Source organism: Symmachiella dynata, from assembly GCF_007747995.1.
In the GTDB taxonomy this organism is placed as follows: domain Bacteria; phylum Planctomycetota; class Planctomycetia; order Planctomycetales; family Planctomycetaceae; genus Symmachiella; species Symmachiella dynata.
In genome coordinates this window covers 7001833-7019292 of record NZ_CP036276.1, presented here as the reverse complement: position 1 = coordinate 7019292, position 17460 = coordinate 7001833, and the positions used below count along the sequence as shown (strand labels likewise).

The 17460-nt window shown below is 55.5% G+C and carries 18 protein-coding genes; 6 read left to right on the top strand and 12 right to left on the bottom strand.

Translation table 11 applies throughout. The annotated features are described in order from the left end of the window. Positions 1–123: 123 nt before the first annotated feature. The 5 genes from Mal52_RS26795 to Mal52_RS26775 all read right to left on the bottom strand — a co-directional run bounded on the left by Mal52_RS26795 (position 124) and on the right by Mal52_RS26775 (position 4070). Positions 124–759 (bottom strand): hypothetical protein, encoded by a 636-nt coding sequence (locus Mal52_RS26795; RefSeq protein ID WP_145379796.1) that lies wholly within the window; start codon positions 757–759, stop codon positions 124–126. Positions 760–900: 141 nt separating this feature from the next. Continuing rightward, positions 901–2892, bottom strand: coding sequence for a DUF1501 domain-containing protein (locus tag Mal52_RS26790; RefSeq protein WP_145379794.1), 1992 nt, complete (start codon positions 2890–2892; stop codon positions 901–903). Beyond that, positions 2873–3187 (bottom strand): hypothetical protein, encoded by a 315-nt coding sequence (locus Mal52_RS26785; RefSeq protein WP_145379792.1) that lies wholly within the window; start codon positions 3185–3187, stop codon positions 2873–2875. The genes Mal52_RS26790 and Mal52_RS26785 overlap by 20 nt, the downstream gene beginning before the upstream one ends. 56 nt (positions 3188–3243) lie before the next feature. Next, entirely contained in the window at positions 3244–3522 is a 279-nt protein-coding gene (locus Mal52_RS26780; RefSeq protein ID WP_145379791.1) for a hypothetical protein, read from the bottom strand. Positions 3523–3755: 233 nt separating this feature from the next. Beyond that, on the bottom strand, positions 3756–4070 hold the full coding sequence (locus Mal52_RS26775; protein WP_145379789.1) for a hypothetical protein: 315 nt from the start codon (positions 4068–4070) through the stop codon (positions 3756–3758). Positions 4071–4372: 302 nt separating this feature from the next. Here Mal52_RS26775 and Mal52_RS26770 point away from each other — a divergent pair, with 302 nt between their 5' ends. The 6 genes from Mal52_RS26770 to Mal52_RS26745 all read left to right on the top strand — a co-directional run bounded on the left by Mal52_RS26770 (position 4373) and on the right by Mal52_RS26745 (position 10368). After that, positions 4373–5554, top strand: coding sequence for a hypothetical protein (locus Mal52_RS26770; protein ID WP_145379786.1), 1182 nt, complete (start codon positions 4373–4375; stop codon positions 5552–5554). Positions 5555–5626: 72 nt separating this feature from the next. Beyond that, a complete protein-coding gene (locus Mal52_RS26765) occupies positions 5627–6025 on the top strand; it encodes a hypothetical protein (RefSeq protein WP_145379784.1) in 399 nt (132 codons plus the stop codon). A gap of 21 nt (positions 6026–6046) precedes the next feature. Continuing rightward, positions 6047–6736: a hypothetical protein gene (locus Mal52_RS26760; RefSeq protein ID WP_145379782.1), complete on the top strand. Its 690-nt coding sequence runs from the start codon at positions 6047–6049 to the stop codon at positions 6734–6736. A gap of 63 nt (positions 6737–6799) precedes the next feature. After that, entirely contained in the window at positions 6800–7768 is a 969-nt protein-coding gene (locus tag Mal52_RS26755; RefSeq protein ID WP_145379780.1) for a bifunctional UDP-N-acetylglucosamine diphosphorylase/glucosamine-1-phosphate N-acetyltransferase GlmU, read from the top strand. A 269-nt stretch (positions 7769–8037) separates the two neighbouring features. Continuing rightward, positions 8038–8985 (top strand): ribose-phosphate diphosphokinase, encoded by a 948-nt coding sequence (locus tag Mal52_RS26750; RefSeq protein ID WP_145379778.1) that lies wholly within the window; start codon positions 8038–8040, stop codon positions 8983–8985. A 258-nt stretch (positions 8986–9243) separates the two neighbouring features. Then, on the top strand, positions 9244–10368 hold the full coding sequence (locus Mal52_RS26745; RefSeq protein WP_197534485.1) for a serine/threonine-protein kinase: 1125 nt from the start codon (positions 9244–9246) through the stop codon (positions 10366–10368). On the opposite strand, the gene Mal52_RS26740 is transcribed toward Mal52_RS26745, so the two are convergent. From Mal52_RS26740 to Mal52_RS26710, 7 genes are all read right to left on the bottom strand, one after another. Further along, entirely contained in the window at positions 10332–12080 is a 1749-nt protein-coding gene (locus tag Mal52_RS26740) for a GH3 auxin-responsive promoter family protein (RefSeq protein ID WP_145379774.1), read from the bottom strand. The two genes, Mal52_RS26745 and Mal52_RS26740, sit on opposite strands and share 37 nt — an antisense overlap. A gap of 338 nt (positions 12081–12418) precedes the next feature. After that, entirely contained in the window at positions 12419–12628 is a 210-nt protein-coding gene (locus Mal52_RS26735; protein WP_145379772.1) for a small basic protein, read from the bottom strand. A gap of 357 nt (positions 12629–12985) precedes the next feature. Next, positions 12986–14272, bottom strand: coding sequence for a beta-ketoacyl-ACP synthase II (gene fabF / locus Mal52_RS26730; protein ID WP_145379770.1), 1287 nt, complete (start codon positions 14270–14272; stop codon positions 12986–12988). Between the two features lie 196 nt (positions 14273–14468). Continuing rightward, positions 14469–14978 carry a 3-hydroxyacyl-ACP dehydratase FabZ family protein gene (locus Mal52_RS26725; protein WP_145379768.1) on the bottom strand — a complete coding sequence of 170 codons (510 nt, stop codon included), beginning with the start codon at positions 14976–14978 and terminating at the stop codon, positions 14469–14471. A 130-nt stretch (positions 14979–15108) separates the two neighbouring features. Continuing rightward, positions 15109–15498: an acyl carrier protein gene (locus Mal52_RS26720; RefSeq protein WP_145379766.1), complete on the bottom strand. Its 390-nt coding sequence runs from the start codon at positions 15496–15498 to the stop codon at positions 15109–15111. 176 nt (positions 15499–15674) lie between these two features. Beyond that, positions 15675–16427 (bottom strand): 3-oxoacyl-[acyl-carrier-protein] reductase, encoded by a 753-nt coding sequence (gene fabG / locus Mal52_RS26715; RefSeq protein WP_145379764.1) that lies wholly within the window; start codon positions 16425–16427, stop codon positions 15675–15677. Positions 16428–16485: 58 nt separating this feature from the next. After that, positions 16486–16971: a 3-hydroxyacyl-ACP dehydratase FabZ family protein gene (locus tag Mal52_RS26710; RefSeq protein WP_145379763.1), complete on the bottom strand. Its 486-nt coding sequence runs from the start codon at positions 16969–16971 to the stop codon at positions 16486–16488. Between the last annotated feature and the right edge of the window lie 489 nt (positions 16972–17460).

The following is a 17460-nucleotide window of genomic DNA, read 5'->3' as shown; positions in this document are numbered from 1 at the left end:
GGTGGCCGCGATAGCTCTGCTATCGGGGCGGGCAAAGCCCGCAAGAAGCCGCAATTCCCGCGCTCTGAAACAGGTGGAGTTTCATTGGCAAAATCAGTGGAATACCAAAGTCGAGGCAACAACTCACAGCTCATTGACCTTCGCATATAGGTCATGCCAGATTTGGTCGAACGGACGTTCATCAACGGTTACGGAGAGATCCTCTGCCAAACATTCGAACGAGCTGTCGTGGAATGTGAAGATAAAATGGCGACATGAGAATTCGTAATTTGGAAATGCTACCTGATTTTGCCGTAGTTCCTCGACAAGCCATCGAGAGTTGATCACTTCAAATGCGTCATAGGGTTGCAATCCGCGACCATATAATGGATGTCCGCTGAGCGCCTCATCGTTGGGTGCGCCAAATCGGGTATTTCGGGGATATTTGAATTCAGCAATCGCCTGGGCCGCACGTCCGTCAACATCTAGGTTGCTCGCATTGAAAATCAAGTAACAGCGTGACTCGGTCTGAATGAGAACAGCACCAGAAATGGCAGCCTCGGGGCGGACACCCAAATCCAGCCAGACCGCATGTTCTTCGCCTGTCACCGTGGCCAACTCTCGTCGGATAGCCGCTGCAGAATTCCGTACCGTATTGTATCGAAGTTCCATTTCCACCCGTTCACGACTTCCATGCTCAAAGCTCACAAGACGCGATAAGGTTGCATCCTCGTCAGCGACGGCCCGATTGAGGTCAGCAATGAGTTTTTCGCGATTCACGATTCAACTTCGATGGAACACTGTACCAAGTGAGTAGGGTCCGCTGTGCAATCCGTTGGCGAGGCAAGCGACGTATTTAGTTTCAAATCAATTCAGACATCCACTTGCGATTCAGGTCCGCTCAGCGGCATCCACCCCCAATCAAACATACCCCAAATGCCGCTCCGATATCCGATCCCCCACCAACACCAAATCAGTCAGCCGCCAATCCGCACCGCGAATCGCTAAATCGAAATTCTGACTGCCGGCAATCGTGCCGGGAGGAAATGGGATGTGCCAGATTTTTGACGGCGGTTCCTGTGCCAAGTTTTCCGGAATCGGCAACGGTTGGCCTTCCAGTGTGAGCACCAAACCATCCAGCGTGCGCGGTTCGGGGCAACGCAGGACCAAGTAGGCCCAGTCGAACATCACATGCCAAATGCCTTGATACGTCACCCGTGCGACCTCTGCAGCCGGTTGGCGATAACGTTCCAGACCTTCACCGACCGCTTCGCCGAAACCAGCCAGTTTCCAATCCGCTTCGCTATCGGGATTGCCAAAGTCGACCGTCAAATACCGCAGTCCCCGCTCCCGCAACATTTGCGTGAACCGACCGATTTTCGGGCGCCCTATAATGGGTGGCGGATCGGGCGATGGTTCTGGTTGGGCGCGATTGCCCAGCAACTTATGAATCGGTTCGCCCAACGCGACTGGATAGGGGCGGCCCAGTTTGTCTTGGATGGCCGTCTCCGGTTCGATCCCCAACAGGTGATACACCGTGGCGGCAATGTCGTCTTGCGTCACTTTTTCGGAAATCGGATGCGCCGCCTGTTCATCGGACGCCCCGAAAATCTGCCCACCGGGAACGCCGCCGCCCGCCATCACCACCGAATTGCACGCACCCCAATGATCGCGGCCGCCATAACGATTGAATCGTGGTGAACGACCGAACTCGCTGTTCCATATCACCAACGTCTCATCCAATAATCCGCTGGCCTTGAGGTCTTCCAATAACGCCGCGATCGGCCGGTCGACAACAGGCATCAGCCGATTGCGCAGTTCCTGGTTGTTCAGCCAATGCGTATCCCAACTGGCATCGACGGTCGGTTTTTCGCGATGCCAATAAACGGTCACCAGCTTGACCCCCGCTTCGACCAATCGTCTGGCGAGCAGCGTGCTTTGACCGAACGTGTGCCAACCATACCGCCGCCGCGTCTCTTCGCTCTCCGACGAAATATCAAACGCCCGCCGCGCTTCGGCTGACAGGACCAAATCGAGAGCCCGTGCATAAAACGCGTCCATGTCCCGCACGCGGGCACCGCGGTCGACCAATCGCCGGACGTCGTCGATTTGTTCCAGCAATTGCCGCCGCGTATCCATCCGCTGCGGATTCATTCCGCCTCGCAGCGCCAAACTCGAGATTGAAAAGTCGGGCAAATCCGGGTGTTGATCGATCTGAAACGGATTGTGCGCCTTGCCCAACATGCCGCCGAATTGTCCCGGCGTAATCGTGCCGTCGGTCGTGGCAATGATTTCCGGCATCGACACAAACGTCGGCATTCCCGCCGCATTGGGACGCAATTTCGAGAGCACCGACCCAATGTGCGGAAAATCCGTCTCGCGGGCGGCAAAGCGTTCTTGCTTCAGCTCATGCCGCCGTCCGGTCAATCCCGCATGCGCGCCGGTGGAGTGGTTGTTGTCTTCCTGCCCCACCGAACGAATGATCGCCAACTTGTCGCCTTGTTGGGAAATCAGTGGGAAATGTTCCGAAATATGCATGCCGGGCACATTGGTCGCGATCGGCAAAAACTCGCCCCGCGTGGCAGAAGGACCGTCCGGTTTGAGGTCCCACGTATCCTGATGCGCCGGTCCGCCCCACATGAAAAAGAAGATCACCCGCTTCGCCCGGCCAAACGTCGACGCAGACGATGCCGCCTCGCTGTTCGCCTTGAGCAGTTGCGGCAGCCCCAACCCCAGCGTCCCCAACCCCCCGACCTGCAACATCCGCCGCCGCGATAGACCATCGCAAAAATTGGGCGAACCAGAATCGGAAAGCAACTGCAGCATGTCGACCTCGGCGGTGAGTAACTTTGACCAGCATGCATCATACCCGCCGCCCCGACTGGACAACAGATCATGCGGCGGGAATTTCACTGTTTTGGGCAACCGCCAGGCGTTTCAATCGTGCAGCCACCACATAACAACAAATGCCCGCGACTAGGCAGGTCAATCCCACTGGAATGCCGATCGCGTTTGTTCGCCATGACAACGACACAGTCTTTTCGACTGCCTGTTCAACCGCTACGTCTGGAATTTCGTCGGTTTGACTGATTTGCTCAAAGGTATTGGTCATCCCCACAGTAGTGACAGCGGGGCCGGCGAGGAAAGCAAGCACTCCCGCGAAGATCAGCATCTTGCCGAGCCTCTTAAAGGTTTTCGGGGTTGCCATGTTTACGGCTTTCGTGTGAGCGACATGTGAGGCAAAGAGAATGATTCAATCAGAATCTAGCGCCTCGCCAAATCGTTTCTGGACGTCCGTATAATTCGGTAAAGGCGCGCTTCTTGTTTGCCACCCAGCCAAAGTCCGATATAGGAATCGAATAGATGTCGAGTGAAATCGAATCCCCCGGCTTCCGTCTTTAAGAATGCATAAGCTGGATCGACCGCCGTGCTGATCGCTCCCGGCAAATGGCCATTGAAGTCGAGCCAAGCATACGGCCCCACTAAGAGCGGACAGGCCATGACGGCCAGCAGGGTGATGAGAATCAGATAACGACGTTTCATAGCGAGCAGCCTCCCATTGCGTCTGCCGTCAGCTTAACCGTTCACCGAGAGCGAAGCGACACCATCTTGGCCGCCGAAGCAGAATCGATTCGATCGCCTGGTGGAATCGCTTTGTGAGGTGCTATCAGAAAAACCTCACGCAAAGCCGCAAAGATTTCGCCAACAACCGCCCCTTTCTCTGCCTACTGCCTACCGTCTACTCCCCACTGCCAACCCAACAACCTTTTCCCATCTCAATTCCCGTCCCCTTTTTCGTGTTGATTCCGCTCCAATTCGAGTTGTCGCCATAATTCATTCGGATCTACGTCAGGCTGTTCGCGTACCGAAAAGAAAAATTCGGCGAGCAACGGCCCGTCATATTCCTTACGCGGAATAGTGCGACCGCCCTCCTTCACAAATTCGCCGCCGCACTTAAGGCAATCCCACAGCGACCAGTTGACCGGCGGATTCGTGTGGATTGGGTACTCCCGCAGAGCGCATTTCCCACAGCTCGGGCAGCGATCTCCGAACGGATCAAATCGCGGAAAGATTTTTGTTGCAAGATTCATTAGCACACCCCACATACAACAGCCCCCCAACAACCAACTCTCCCCTTTTCTGTCTACTGTCTACCGCCTACTGCCGACTCCCCACCGCCCCTCAACAACCTTTTTCCCATCTCAATTCCCCCCAAGCACCGACTTGCTGTTGACGAAAATCGCCGGTTTTAGACAATCGCACACCGCTCCTTAAACGCGCGGACTCCACAACGTGTGGATTCGCCCCATCCCCGGAGCAAACGTGGCATCTCTCAAGGACATTTCGCCACCGATTTCCCCCCGCACTTCCCAGAAATCATAGGTGCACTGGCGTGAACGCACAATTACTTTGCCTACTGGCCCTGATATCCGCTGAGCCTGAAGCTGCCGGTCCCATTCATGTAACGTCACCGTCAGCCGCATTCGCTGCCGAGGTCCGTGGGCAAAGCCCGACGTACATGCCGCAACCCACAGCGTTTCCGGTCGGCCAATCGTTTCCAGCTGCAGGTGGACCTTACAATGCTCCGTTGGCGCCGCCTACATTTTCACAACCGGTCCAGGTCGCACAGGTCTACGGCGATCAGCCCTCCTATGGAACTCCGCCTCCTTATACCGGTGGCGACCCGTTTCTGCCGCCGCAGCCCGGATTCGTCACTCCTTACGACCAAACGATGCCGACCTACAATACGGTTCCCGGTTCCAACGGATTCTACGGCTCCGCTGGTCCCGAACCGGTCCGTTTTGGCTGGAGCTCGAAATGGGAAGTCGGATATCTGCCGGCTGCCAGCACCGAAAGCCCGTTCGGAAAATTCAGCGTTTTTGAGTTCGACTCTCAATTGCGGCGGACGTGGCGATGGTTTCAAGACTCCGCGTTCTCCTGGAGCCCGGAATTCAACTACCGCAGCTGGGGTGGTCCGTCCGGCTTGCCCTTGGGGCCCAATGCCTATCGCCTCGCCAGTGATTTCCAACTCTCGACCTCCGTCAGCAGCCCCTACTCTTTTGAGATCGGTTTTACTCCCCAAGTCGCCAGCGATTTCGAAAAGGCCTCGTCCGAAGCCTGGATGTGGGATGGCCGGGGAGCCTTGTTCATCCGTACCAGCCCCCAATGGACCTGGGCCCTCGGAGTACAGTATTGGGACCGGGTCGACGATCTGATCGTCCCCTACGCCGGTTTTGTTTGGCGTCCCGATGACCGTTGGGAATTCACCATGGTCTGGCCGCGCCCCCGCATCGACTATTTCATCGGCAACACCGCTTTCGGCCCCACCTGGTTCTACGGCCGCGGCGAATATCACGTCGAAGCCTACGAAGTCACGCTCCAAGGAACAGGCTTAACCGACCGCATGCAAATCGAAGACTTTCGCATCCTGATGGGCTTCCGCAACTACGGCTGCTGTGTGTCAGGTTTCATCGAAGCAGGTTGGGTCTTCAACCGCGAATTCAGCTTCCAAACAATCGCCCCGGACCTAGACATCGACACCGGCTTCATCGCTCGCATGGGGCTGCGGTTTTAGGGGAAAAAGTGGCCGGTGGCCCGATAAACCCCGTAGGTCATGCTGTGCATGACGAATCGAAATCGAGGCATCATGCAAATCCGATCAACCCTGAATCGCTTCGCCCTACCTACCGTTCTCATCATTTTCGTTGGCTGCGCCGGATTGGGTAAATCGCCAATTCGATACGTCGGCGATACCTCCAAGGCTGCAGAGCTCGAAACGCCAGACGGTTTCAATATCTCGCCTAAAGAACTAAGTGAAATCATAGCGGCACAGGATGGTCTCAAAATATTTACCGACTATTACTATGCCGACGAAAACAATTACTACATCCTCAATGCGTTTGGCCTTTTCAACAGTCGTTTTACAGCCAGAACGCACGGTCGGATGATCAACGGCCAAACCGGCGAAATCTACAACCGAACCACCGAAACGTGGGAACCCGATCCTCGCGAGCAAACGAACACTCCACTCGCCACCGACAACTGACCACCGGCAACTGGATGCACAATGGAACTCATTCTTGCCCTTGGATGCCTATTGTCTGAACTAGGCCATGAACACCTGGTCGCGTTCGCGCAGGACCGCGCCTTAACGTTGCATGCAGACAGCCTTGAAGTCGATCAAAAAGGCCACGTTTGGGTATCCCTCACATTGGCTTACAACAAACAGGATGCCGGAGAATTCCTGTCTCCCTATTGTCCCGACAATGTTGTGATCGATAAGTGGAATCTTCCCTGGTCAGGGCCCAGGCAAAGTTCGATAGAGGTTTCCGGGATACCGGACCGATATCGCGTCCAAACCGTCTATTTTTTATCCGTTTCTTATGGTTACGATTTACTTGGCCGGGACAATACTGTGACCTTGAACGACGGAGGCAAAGTTTCAGGGAAAATCTGGATTTCAAACCGCTTCAACGACGAATTTCGCGCACTAAAAGAAATACCCGAGTTGAACCTGTTCATTTCCGCAAAAACGACCTACGAAAAAACATCGAAAAGCAATGTCCCGGAGTGGGTCCAAGATCATTTTGGTGCGTACCACTTAGCCGGAGGATTCGAGCCAAAGCCTACGGCGCGAACCGTAACCTTCAAGAGAGTTGCCGTACCCTCAAAGCCAGCCGAACAGTCCAACCCACAAGACAAACAAAAAACAACCAAGATCCCGCAAACACGATCTCCACTCGCCACCGGCCACTGACTACCGGCCACTCTTTTCTGACTACTGACTACTGCCTACCGCCTACAAAAAAAGAGCCACACCATGCCCGCCGCCGCCCCCGTCGCCATCGTCCTCGCTGCCGGAAAAAGCACCCGTATGAAATCGGCGACGCCCAAGGTCCTGCACCCATTGTGCGGCCGGCCGATGATCGAATACGTCCTCGATGCCGCCCGTTCCGCCGGTGTCGAGCGGCTGGTCGTTGTCGTGGGTCATGAAGCAGAGCAGGTCAAAACCGCGCTCTCGGTGCACAAGGATGTCGAATTTGCCTTGCAGGCCCAACAAAACGGCACCGGGCATGCGGTGATGGTCTGTGAAGAAAACCTCCGCCAGCACGACGGCGCCACCATGATCCTCACCGGCGACGCGCCGCTGATGCAAAGCAGTTCTTTCTCCGCCCTGCTCAAGGACTATGAAGACGAAAAAGCTTCCTGCGTGATCGGCACCGCTGTCACCGAAAACAATTTCGGACTCGGCCGCATCGTCCGCAATGCCGACGGCGAATTCCAGTGCATCGTCGAAGAGAAAGACGCTGATGCTGCTCAAAAAGCGATCACCGAAATCAACGTCGGTTGCTACGTCTTCGACAATCAGCGACTCTTCGCTGCCCTGAAACACGTCAACACCGACAACAAGCAGGGTGAACTCTACCTGACCGACGCCCCCGCCATCATGCTGGCTGATGGCCAACGCGTCGTCGCCGCCCAGCGGTTGACCATCGAAGAAGCCTTGGGCGTCAATAGCCGCGATCAACTCGCCCAGGTGCATCGCAGCATCCAGGACGCCACCATGCAGGCCCTGATGCTCGAGGGCACCACGATCGTCGACCCGGCACAAACCTACATCGACCCCCGCGCCCAGATCGGCCGCGACACCACGATCTACCCCTTCACCACAATCAGCGGCCCGGTCACCATCGGCAACAACTGCCAAATCGGCCCCCACGCAGCCATCGACGGAACAGCCAACCTCCCCGACGGCACAACAGTCGCAGCATTCGAACGCATCGGCTGAGCGTGGCCCAAACGTTGTGCGCGGGCCAAACGCTGTGCGCGGGTCTCCCGACCCCGCACCCCCCCGACCGAAGGTCTCCCCACCCAGGCATCAGGCGTGAGGGAACAGGCGTGAGGCTCGCCATCAAAATCAAACGAGCGCCTACCCCGACCCGTCCCCCCACCACTCCTTCACCGCCGAACCCTTGACACTCCCCCCGCCCCGCGATTCAATGGCGCGTGTCGGTACTCTCTCACTCCGCCACGTTCCCGCGCGCAGCAAAATCCGCCATGCACGATATTCTCACGCTGATCAGCGGCCGGGCACATCCCGAATTGGCCCGCGAAGTCGCCGATTATCTCGGCATCACGCTCGGGAAAATCGATCTCTGGGATTTTCCCGATGGGGAAATTGGCTGCAAATTGGAGCAGAACATTCGTGGCCGCGATGTGTTCTTGTTTCAACCCACCGGCCCGCCGGTCAATGACAACTTGATGGAGTTGTTGATCATGATCGACGCCTGCAAACGGGCCAGCGCCGAACGGATCACCACAGTCATCCCCTATTTTGGCTACGCGCGACAAGACCGCAAAGACGCCGGACGCGTTCCGATCACCGCCAAGTTGGCCGCCAACATGATCGTCACCGCCGGTGCCGATCGCGTGCTGACGATGGATCTGCATGCCGCCCAAATCCAAGGGTTCTTCGACCTGCCGGTTGACCACCTCTATGCAGCGCCGATTCTGGATCAATACTTCCGTTCACTGAATTTGCCCCCCGACAAGCTGGCCATTGTCAGTCCCGACGAGGGCAGCATTAAGCGCGCCTTGCATCATCAGCGCCATCTGGGCGGCAGTTTGACCATCGTCGACAAACGCCGCAGCAGTGCCACCCGCACGCAACAGGCCAATCTCATCGGCGAACCACTGCAGGGCAAAATTGCCGTACTGTTCGACGATATGATCTCCACAGCCGGTTCGATCTGCGGCGCTGCCGACGTCGCCCACAAGCATGGAGCCGAAGAAATCTACATCAGCGCCGCCCATGCCGTGTTTTGTGGTTCAGCGGTGTCACGTTTGTGCGAAGCTCCTGTCAAGGAAGTGGTCGTCACCAACAGCTTGCCAATCGCCAAAGCTCAAGACCTCCCCAACCTGCACACCGTCACCGTCGCCCCCTTACTGGGCGAGGCGATCAAACGCATCCACCGCGCTGAATCAGTCAGCTATTTGTTTGATTGATATTTGCGACCTGCGGAAAGACTGTTGCCGAAAAATACCTTTCCTCGCCCAAGGTTTGTGTTAAGATCGTGCTAAGTTCGCCGCATCCCTCTGCGAACCGTTGGCCGAATTTTGGTGTCCAGGACCCTGTCGGCACGTGATGTCTGAAGAACATCTCGAGTGTCACATCCACCCAGCCCCTTTCGCGGGGTTGCTTCCCATTGTGAGGAATAACCTCTGAACGGCCCCCCACAGGATCCCAGCAGCGTCCAGCAGGATTTGCTGGCCAATTACAACGCGATACTCGAGCGGCAAAAGCTCGATTGGGTCGCGCAACGCCCTTTTCTGCGCCGTATCGGAGTCGGGGGACAAGGGGTCGTTTATCTCAGTGAACGCAGTGGTGTGGACGGCTTTTCACTGCCTGTCGCCCTCAAAATCTTTTCCCCCGAGCATTTTGACGAAACCGCCAAATACGAGCGGGAAATGACCCGCATCGCCCAGGTCTCCTCTCAGGTTGCCGGCGTTCAACACGACAATTTGATCGCTGTTCACGACTTCGTAGCCATTGATGGCTTGCGGCTGTTGGAGATGGAATGGGTCGACGGATTCGACTTACAACGCCTGCTCAAGCCGGGCATGATGAAACATCTCAAGTCACGCGTCTCGGCGGAACGCTGGCGCGATATCAATGAGGTCGTTGTAACACGCGGCCTGGAGAAACCGCGTCTTCGGCCGGCATTTGCTATCGCCGTGTTTCGCGGTTGCCTCTCCGCGCTCGATGCGCTGCACCGCCGCGGGATTGTTCATAGCGACATTAAACCGGCCAACATCATGCTCAAACGGACTGGGAGCGTGAAGATCATCGATATCGGATCGGCCTATGATCTTCGCAATCGGCCGGAAACGGGACGCTGCACACCCGCCTATGCCGCACCGGAAGTCCTGCAGGGCACCGTCGGCTCACCCGCAGCCGACTTGGCCGGCTTGGGTTACGTCCTCATCGAAATGCTCACGGGGGCACAACCTTTTCTCGGCAAAAAAAGTCTCAATGCCGCGCTCAAAGCAAAACACACCATCCTCGACCAACTTCCCCAGTTGCTGCCGCCTGAAGAATTGGCGTTCAACGAGTTGCTGATTCGGATGCTGCGAAAGCTGGTGCACCCCGACCCGGAAAAACGATTCAAAACGGCCGAAGACGCCGATCTTGCACGACACGGAGCAGCCGAGTTTCAAAACGTCCTTGTCAAAGGCGATCTGTCCAGCGAGTACGTTGCGGAGATCCGGCATTGGATGGAAGAAATCGAACTCACCGATTTCCCCGACCGCTCCCAATCAGCGGCCGAGTCCGAATCTGAGTCTGAATCGATCTATTTAGCATCCACTCGATTTGCTGCTGACGAGTAAGGACGCGGAATCCCATCGGTGTCCGTCCGCCGACCATTGACGAATTCGTCCATAAACTCCTGGTAGAATTCCAACTGCGGGACTAGGCAGGGATGCTTGTATTGCTCAAGGCTACCCCCCACACGGGATTGCCGTTTGACGCAAAACTTCTCCCAGGTTCCTTTGGGCAATAACTGCATCGTCATTGGTCCCAGTCGGCCGGTATTTCGTTTTTCGTCGTACTCGGGGTTCAACCTCTTCAAGCAGTGGTCGGTGCTGGCCACAATTTTCGCGCCGACATCAGCTGAAGGCAGATTCGTTTCTTCCACCAAGAATCGATACTGCGGCGGCTCACCCCACGACGGAACGACCGTAAAATGTCCCAGCTCCAGACCCAGCGGATCGACGCTTTCGCGAACAGCGGCGACAATTTGGCTTTCCGAAATCTTCTCGCCCGTGATGCTGGAAATGTGAGCCCCCTTATTGAGGAACTCCAATGTCGGCGTCGTTCCCAGAAATCCTGTGCAGCGGACGACATCGTGAATATCGTAGCGGTACAGCCCCGATGCAGTCGTCAACAGGATGAAATAGTTCCGGTCTTCGACCAGCTCATGCGCTTCAAGCACTGTGGGATCGTCTGAGCCCATTTCCTCTTCAGGAATAAACTCGAAAAAGTGCGACGTTGCATCGAGCACGCCGGACGACGTATTGCTGGACAAAGGAATCGTCATGCGACCTTCGCTGGCTGACAGACCGTGGTCGCGGATGTTGTTTTCACCGTAAAACTGCGGCAGGCCCGCCAAGTACGGTCCCATGCTGCCACCGGTCCAGACCGACAGCAGTTCCAACTCGGGCCAAAAGTCCTTGGGATACAGGTGTCCCGTCCGATTGACGATCGCTTCTAGTTCGCGTGCCCGTCGCGGATTTGCCCGTGTCTTGTTCCGCAATCCACGGCGAATCTCATCATCGACTGTCACCTTCGACGACAACGTGCCGTCGGCAATGTCGCGAATCAAGTCCTCACGACATTCGTCCGCCAACTTCGCCAGATGCAGCAGCGTGCTCGGGTTGGCCGTGGTGACGATGCCCACTTTCGAGTCCATGATCGCCGCACGCAGCATGGCGTAGTACTTCGACCGCGGATCTTTGATTTTCATCACCGGCTTGGGCACGGTATACATCGTTTGGATCAGCGGATTGAGCATTTCGCAGGCCAGCCCGCTGATATTGCCGCAAGGCGTTCCCCCCGGCGTGCGAAACTGGTCGTAGTCGCTACTGAGCTGCACGATCCGCCGCTTGTACAAAGCGCGGTGGTCATCGTAGGCACAGACACCCCAGATCCGCCAACCGAGACGATAGTCGTCCATGAATTGTGACGTGATCGGAATGTATTTCGCACCCGAGGTTGTTCCGCTAGTGAGCGCGAACATCAACAACCGGTTTTGCGGGCCCAACAGCGCTGAACTCTCACCGTTCTTGAGCCGCTCAATGTAGGGGCGGAAATATTCGTAATCAGAAATCGGCAAACGGGCGCGGAAATCAGCCACGTTGCGAATCTCAGAAAAGCCGTGCTGGCGACCAAAATCGCTGTCTGCATTGAGCGCGATGAGTCGCTGAAGGACGGCATTTTGCGCACCACGTGAATTTTGCGTAGCCTTTACAAAGCTCGCAACTTGACGGCGCATGCGGAGACGGATTGGTGCACCGCCCCAGTATCGGACTGTATCGAGCATGACTCCTGTCCGCGAATTCGTGCAGTATCTAAGCCGATTCGACAGGCGACCCACCGCTCATCCAATACCCATCAATTCGAGTATCGACCAGCAGCCCTATGTGGCTCGACCAACGAAAACGAAAACGCGAAGGATGCTTTACCAGCCCGACCTCCTCTGGCGGGTCCCGGTGACTTTTGTACGACGGCGCACATTCAGACCGTGTTCCAAAAGCAAACGCGTGAGAATCCGATACGGGCAAATATCCATCCTGGTATTTGGCGAATCCGCTCAAAATCTCGGGAATTACCGCATGACGACCGTACATAGCCGTCGCCGGAACTCCTCTAGCGTCCTTCTCACTTAGTTTCGTCTTCTTCCGCAGATTTCTTCTTCTTCTTTTTGCCAATTACCAACTTAATGACCCGAACCTTGGGAAGTCCCAGAGGACTGCGTCCTTCGACCCAGCGATCTTCCGACTTCATTTGGGCGACCCGCTCCGCTCGCGTCAACACATTCCGCGAACGTGCCAGACGGCCTCCCCGACGTAAACTCTTATGAACTGTCACGTTAAACCTCTCTTCACTGTCTCAAAAACCACTGCGGCAACATGCCGCCGGTTGACTGTCATGCTCGTGCCGAGCGACTGCTCGACTCGATTTATATCTGAATCACCCGCTTAGCCGCCATAAGCGACACAACAGATTGGACGTTCTAAAGCCCTAGAATTCCGCAAGTTTGACGATCAAAAACACTGACCGCACGATTCGTTGCGGTGACCGAGAGAAATTGCCGCAATCCGCGATTTTAGGGATCTTTGTCCCACATTTCAACTGAAATCGGTCCCGTCCCGCCCCAGGAACGATTTCAAACGCCGAGCTCCACCTAGTGTGACGCCCAAACTGGACCACTTGGGTGCCCACAGCTCAGTCTTGGAACTTGGAGAAAATAAGCGAAATATTCTGCCCGCCAAATCCAAAGCTGTTGGACAGCGCCCGCGAGACTTGTTGCGGACGCGATTCGTTCGGGACATAGTCCAGATCGCAATCAGGATCAGGAGTCTCGTAATTGATCGTCGGTGGCAGAACGCCATCGCGCATCGCCAAGATGCACGTGATTGCTTCCACGCTTCCCGCAGCGGCGATCAAGTGTCCCATCATGCTTTTGATGCTGGAAACCGGAGTGTTGCGAGCATCATCGCCCAATGCGCCTTTGATGGCTAATGTTTCCACGCGGTCATTCACCGAAGTGCTGGTGCCATGCGCGTTCACATAGTCGATTTGATCCGTATTCACCTTCGCATCATTGAGCGCCATTTTGATACAGGCAATCGCTCCCCGTCCTTCGGGGTGTGTATCGGTAATGCGAAACGCATCTGCCGTGGAACCATAACCGGCGATCTCCGCATAAATCTTGGCGCCCCGTGCCTTGGCCCGATCCAATTCTTCCAAAACCAACATCCCTGCCCCTTCACCCAACACGAAACCATCGCGGTTTTTATCGAAGGGACGCGACGCGGCTTGGGGGACCTCGTTATTGGTCGATAACGCCGTTAGCAGGTTAAACCCGGTCACGCCAAACGGGTGAATCATGCTGTGCGCTCCGCCCGACAACATGACGTCCGCATCGCCACGACGAATAATTTCCGTCGCTTCGCCGATTGCTTGGCTGGAGGCGGCACAGGCAGTTAGACAATTGGCATTTGGGCCTTGGGCATTGAAAATCGATGCCAAGTGCCCCACCGGCATATTGGGTTCTTGTTCCAATTCCGCTTGAGGATGCAAAGCCGCCAAACCGTTTCGCGTGAATTGCACCAAGTCGACTTCGCCGTTTTTCGAGGCATCGGCGATGATCCGCATCAGGCTCATGAAGTCCTGTTGCCCTTCACCGGCTCCCAAATAGACGCCGAAATCGACCGGGTCGAGATTCGGGTCGTCCATCAGCCCTGAATCTTTAATCGCGTCGGTCGCCGCCCCAATGGCAAAGCGAACATTCCGTCCAGCGTGTTCATACAGGCTTTCGTCATCGACGTAGCTGCTGAAGTCGAAGCCTTTGACTTCGCCGGCAATTTGCGTGGGAAAGTTGGAGGCATCGAAGTGCGAAATCGGCCCCACGCCGCTACCCGCTTCCTGCAAGACTTTCCACATGGATTCCACAGTGTTGCCCACGGGCGTGATACAACCGATTCCGGTTACGACAACTCGACGTCTCATGGAACTGCTATCCAAATTCTCAAAGGAATGGAAACGCGGGGATTTGAAAACTCAATTGTGGCGGCCGGGCATCCATCACGTGCCGCGGACGACAACTATTGTATCCGCGTAGCCCGTTGTAGGCCAAGCACGATTCTCGTAGATGTGGAAAAGGGACCGCCCAGTCGATTCAATTTATCCTGGGTCAACAGTCCGGCTAGTGGGATTCGGCTTTCACGGAAATCTTCGTACTGCCGTCCCCGGCTTTGCCGACATCCATCACACCCAGCAACCGCATGCTGAACACGAAGTTCTTTTGATCAATCGCCGCCGCTTCCGGACGGGTTTTGTCGACATGGGCGAACACAATTTCGGCTTCAGCGACGAGGCGGTCCCCGGCCGTTGCCGTACATTCCACCATACCGCCTTGCTCCGAAGACTCCACCAGGTTGACCTTATAGGTCAGCTTGTCGCCCGGACAGGCCCAACTGTGAAATTCACATTTGGGGATTTTGGCAAGAATCACGACATGCTCGAAGTCGTTTTTCTCACCGAGCAAAATCCCACCCGTTTGCGCCAAGCCTTCCATGATCAACGAACCGGGCATCACCGGAAATCCGGGATAATGGTCGTGCAAATGCTCTTCGGCCAACGTGACATTCTTAACGGCCGTGGCATGCGAACCGCTTTCGAACTCTGTAAACCGATCTATCCAGATCCACCGCATGGAATCACTCGCCTCTGCTCTCGGTGCAACGCGCGTTAGGCCGCGGTATCCGCGCAAACAACGTGAAAAGGCCGGCCCGGCGAATCTCCCGCCGAACCGGTCTGTTTAAAAATCGACCTCGAACTGTGCGTTAGGACGCCAGTTTTTTATCGAGGTAATTGACGATCATTTGTACGGTGAACAGGTCGCCGATGTTCTCCACTTGGGGATCCGCAGCAAACTTGTCGACATCTGCAAACGGCAATTTTTCGCGCAAAGTCGCCAAGCCTTCTTCGGTCACGACGCCATCTTTGACCAAATTGGGATCGCCGGCGGTCAGATTCTCTGGGAACAATTCGCCGCGAGGAATCTTCACATCGAACGTCTTTTCCAAACGGAACACGATGTCCAAAAAGTCGATCGATTCCGCACCCAAATCGCCGACCAAGGTCGCCTCGGGAGTGACTTCGTCGTCATCCAAACCCAAGGCATCCACCATCGTCTCGGCAACTTTTTCGTAAATCTCGTCTTGTGTCGGCATTACGCCTCCTCCTAGTGGCGGTTCCGTGACCTGAGATGTCACACGGACCGCGCTGTGTCCCTAATTTGAAAATACCCAACCTAATTGTTCATCGTCATTTTGGACGCCATCCAGCATGGCGACCCGACCCACTTTTCCGTATCCGCGACCTCTCCGTCCCGGGAGAGGCTTACAGCTTAAAATCCACCCAACGTCAATCCGCCATCAACACTGATCGTTTGACCAGTAACATAGGAGGCCCCGTCACCAGCTAAAAACAGGACAGCTTGGGCAACGTCATCCGGTTGACCCAACCGTCGGGCAGGAATTTTTTTCTTCAGTTCGCTGCCCGCTAAGTTGCGGACCGCTTCTGTCATATCGGTTTCAATAAAACCAGGAGCCACCGCATTTACCGTCACGCCCCGCCGCGCTAATTCTGTGGCCAGGCAACGCGTAAAACCAATCATGCCTGCTTTACTCGAGGCGTAATTCACTTGTCCCGAATTACCAAATTCGGCAGCAACGCTCGACATGTTGATAATTCGCCCGTAACGCGCCGACATCATCGGCCGGGTGACCGCTTGGCAGAAGTTGTACACCGACGTCAGATTCGTGTCGATCACTTCCTGCCATTGCTGCGGCGACATTTGCGCCAATAAGGTATCGCGGATAATCCCCGCGTTATTGACCAAAATGTCGATCTTTTCCCACTTTTCGAGCACCTGAGCCACAGCCGCATCGGCTGCGTCTTTGTCTTTGACGTCGGCTTGAATCGCAAGGGCTTCGTGTTGATCCAGCTCCAGATCGGAAACCAATTGGTCGGCCGCCTCTTTGCTGGATTGATAGACGAACGCGACCTTCGCGCCGGCTTTTGCCAACGCCCATACGATCGACTTGCCGATCCCCCGGCTCCCACCGGTCACTAACGCCGTTTTACCTTCGAGACTCATCAGATTCCAACTTCTTCCAATATAGAAGTGTGATTCACAAAAAGGGCCGGGCCCTGAATCACACTGTTTGTTCTAGAGGTGTCCACAATTCCGCGAACAACTCGCGCAATTTGCGAATACGATATTCGTCCGACGCCGCCAATTCCGGATTGCGGTCGGCCAAATTGAATTTTTCCAAGATCAACCGCGCACTCACTGTTGAACGGCCATCCACAGTCCCTTTGCCTTTGAGAGTGACCTCGCCGTCGGATGTTTTTTGCAAGTTCACATCGATCGTCAAGCAATTTCCCGGCGTCACGAAACTATTGAATTTCACCGCTTTAGCGCTCTTCAACAAGATCGTGCTTTCAGAAAAATCATCCGTCGCGCGCACCAGCCAAGCCCCGGCTTGCACCATGGCTTCCAGCATCAAGACGCCCGGCATGACCGGGAACCCGGGAAAATGGTCGGCCAGATATTCTTCGGCCAACGACAGGTTCTTGACAGCCGTAATCGAACGTCCCGGTTCCAATGACGTAATTTTATCAACAAGCGAAAAACGCATCGGTCCTCTTTTTTACGGCCTTGCGCCGTGTTGCTCAATCGTTACTCAACGCGTGATGTTAAACGGCAATCATTCACACCACGATCGTTAGTCGGTTCATTCTTTCCGGACGTTGAGCCAGTTCCGTCACGGCCACGCCAGAATCGTGAGAGTATAGTCAGCCGCGAAATCCATCACAAGGCTATCAGTCTGAGGCCTTAGGATGATTGGGGTGTGTGCGAAGACTCGTCGGTCCAGGATGTGTATTCTTTCCTAAATGTCCCATCCTTCCGCCTCTACAACCGTCACAATACGATCTTCCTGGCGACCATGCCTTCCATATTGATCAGGCAACAGCGACCGTTTTTGACACGCTACCCTCCTCGAACTATGGTTGCGCAACTCATATCGTTATGTCCCACAACGGTTTAAGGTTCATGACGCTCGTTAAACATCGGAAGCAATCGGCGGTCGCCTGGACTATGATAGATACCCAACAGATCTTCACTC